The organism is Shimazuella kribbensis DSM 45090, from assembly GCF_000428065.1.
In the GTDB taxonomy this organism is placed as follows: Bacteria; Bacillota; Bacilli; order Thermoactinomycetales; family Thermoactinomycetaceae; genus Shimazuella; species Shimazuella kribbensis.
The window spans coordinates 1-2,865 of record NZ_ATZF01000043.1; the positions used below are offsets into that span (position 1 = coordinate 1).

A 2,865-nucleotide genomic window follows, 5' to 3' on the forward strand; every position below is an offset into this window, starting at 1 on the left:
ATAAAATAATAAGTGACAGATAACCCTTCTGTCACTACATAAGGAGATGATCATGCGATCGATCATTGCATTCATCTGTAACCTCATGGGATCTTGCGGACATGCTGCAAGTTCCACGTGTGGTATCTGTGGTAAGTGTACCTCTTGCTGTGACGGACTTGCTTCCAGTCACTGATGAGCTACTTCTTACACATGTCTGCTGGGGGTTCTATTCACAAGATAGTCTCCAGCAGGCAACCAATGAAATAAAGAAGCGTGGGTTTCCCCACACTTGTGATATACTCTGTTCTAACATCAAAACTCTCTCAATATCCTGACTGGCTATCGCTGGTCAGGCTTTTTTTATTTATCATCAAGTAATCCCTGAGCCTTCATATTGTAATAAAGCTTAAGGGCATCATTTACAACCTCAGTAATATTCCCATCGTTTTCTAACTCTAGATTCAACAATCCATTCAAATCATTTCTGATCCATAGAGTACGACGAGTGTACTTTTCCTCAAACGGAACTTTCTTTTTGCGAGATTTCATTTGTTTGCTGATCTTATTTACGTCAAAATCATCGAATGTTATCTCATCTAAACCTATAGTCTCGTCTTGGTTGTCATTGTTCTCGATTAAAACTTTGTCATTCTGCCCTAACTTGATGATTTTCATTTCTTTTTTCTCCTCCATCAATCCCCATACTTTTTCAAAAACTCCTCAATAGCAATCTCTCCATAGAACGACTTAATCTTAGCATTATTTTTAAGCTTTTGTTTCTTGATCTGATCCCGAACAAACTTGTCAAATCGCTCTGCTAAGCCTTTTGGTAAATACAGTGATACATATTTCTTTTCTTCAGTCTCAACCTTTGGAAGTTCACTGATACCAGTACTATTGATTTTACTTGTACTTCCATTGATACCTTTATCAGTATCATTACCGATATTATTGATGATACTCTTATCATCATCAATACTGTTATCTTTATCCTTAATGACATCAGTAACATTACTTGTATTTTCATCAATATCTTTATCGATATCATTACTTGTGTTTGTACTGATAATATTACCATTGTTATTATCTTTACTCTTATCCTCATCATTAACAATATCAATAACATTGATTGTATCTTCATCAGTAGTGATACTGTTATTAATACCATCACCTTTAATGATATCATTGTCTTTACTTGTATTGATACTTGTATCATTATTTAAAACGCTAAGATGATAGCCGATATTTTAGCTGAGGTAATGAATTGCAAGACGTTAGAACTCAAAGGCATGTGAACGATTCGCACATTGAGGGGCCACACTGGAAAATATATGTATCTATCGTTGACCAGGTAAATTATTGTTCGTTTTTGAAGTTTGGCGGTCCTAAAAACAGCGTGGTAAATAGGTATAGTTGACGGAGGATGCTATGATTTGGTTTTTATTGCTTGTTTTTGTTTTTGCTTCAGTATTGGGATATTTCCAGGCTCCGATTTGGTTCATGTATGGCGTATTGGCGGTCATGATTATTTTCTTTTTAATCCGAAACCCGCTTGTGTTTGGAAAAGATCCCGAAAAGATGATGGTATACCTAAAAAAATCAAAAGCGCCGCATTTACAATTTCTGTTCTATTTTCTTCATGGGGATCTATCGGCGGCGGAAGATGCGATGGGGAATATCCGCTCGAAAAAAGCGAAACAAGGCTCCAAATTGATGATCTTAATGGAACGAAAAGAATACAGAAAGGCAAAAGATCTTCTTGCGAAAATGAGTGGACATAAGACAAAGTGGTACGCTTTGTCGGATATCGCGATTCAGGAAGAGGACGTTGATTCATTCAAACAATATAAAGAGAAGCTAAATGACACATTCCTTTTAAACTTGTTAGAAGTCGATCAAGCCGTTTTTGACGGGAAAAGGGAAGAGGCGGTTGCACTGCTCGAGAACATGATTCCTAAGTTAAGAGGTTATAAATTACTGACAGCCGTACAAGTCCGGAAGCAAATACTTGAAGGAAAAGTCTGAAAGTCCGAAGCATATTTTCGGACTTTCATTTTGGGTATTATTGCACATCCCACCGAAAAGGGGTAGAACCAGCAAACGGCTACTGAGGGGCAATGGAACCATATAATGGAATCTATCTGACGGACTAGAGCACAAACCGTCTCATAGAATGGATGGTGAAAATACAGCATTTTTGCATATTCCCCGAAAATGTTCATTAGGGATCAGTGGAACAGAAAACCGGAATAAGGCTTATCGGACATCACGTAAACCCTTAAGTCAAGGTGATTACTCGTTTCTAGTACGCTTCCTTTCTTTATTCGATAAGTAGAATTAGCGGATATGATATGATTAAATATAGTCACTTAACATCTGATAAGGTAGCTAAAATATATTGAAACCGATGTCCGCTAAGATCTATTCCAGTCTTCTGTTCGTTTGCTCCCCAAACACCAATATTTCATCTTCTTCAGTGAAACTGACTTGTGCAAATCAAAATCAAAAATAAACTACCGAATAAAATAACCAAAGAATCAAAATTCATATGTTCTTCCTCTTTTCCCCCTTCATCAGCATAGAAAATGAAATATTATTAAGTAAACAAAGGAAACAAGAAAGTTCGTGATAAATTGAAAAAATGGCTCCTAAAAAAAGAAGAGACATTAATAAGTGCAATTATCTTTCCGACTTTCCTTTTCGTTAACCATCTCATCATGGATCTTTCCCCTGCGTTACCCTGGTACTTTCAATTTCCTCTGGCTCTCTTTGTATGCTTTTGTATTCTCATTGTCCCGCTTATTACGATTCCTCAATTAGAGAAGAAGAAGGTTGCCAATTGACTCTTTATCGTAAGTATTCTCATTGCTCTTATCCTTTTGT

Annotated in this window: 2 protein-coding genes; one reads left to right on the top strand and one right to left on the bottom strand. The window is 36.7% G+C overall.

What is annotated here, in order from left to right; genetic code table 11:
• Positions 1-342 precede the first annotated feature (342 nt).
• Positions 343-657 carry a hypothetical protein gene (locus A3GQ_RS0121040; RefSeq protein WP_028778709.1) on the bottom strand — a complete coding sequence of 105 codons (315 nt, stop codon included), beginning with the start codon at positions 655-657 and terminating at the stop codon, positions 343-345.
• 753 nt (positions 658-1,410) lie between these two features.
• Between A3GQ_RS0121040 and A3GQ_RS0121050 the strand changes: the two genes are divergently transcribed.
• Positions 1,411-2,007 (top strand): hypothetical protein, encoded by a 597-nt coding sequence (locus tag A3GQ_RS0121050; RefSeq protein WP_028778711.1) that lies wholly within the window; start codon positions 1,411-1,413, stop codon positions 2,005-2,007.
• Positions 2,008-2,865 lie beyond the last annotated feature (858 nt).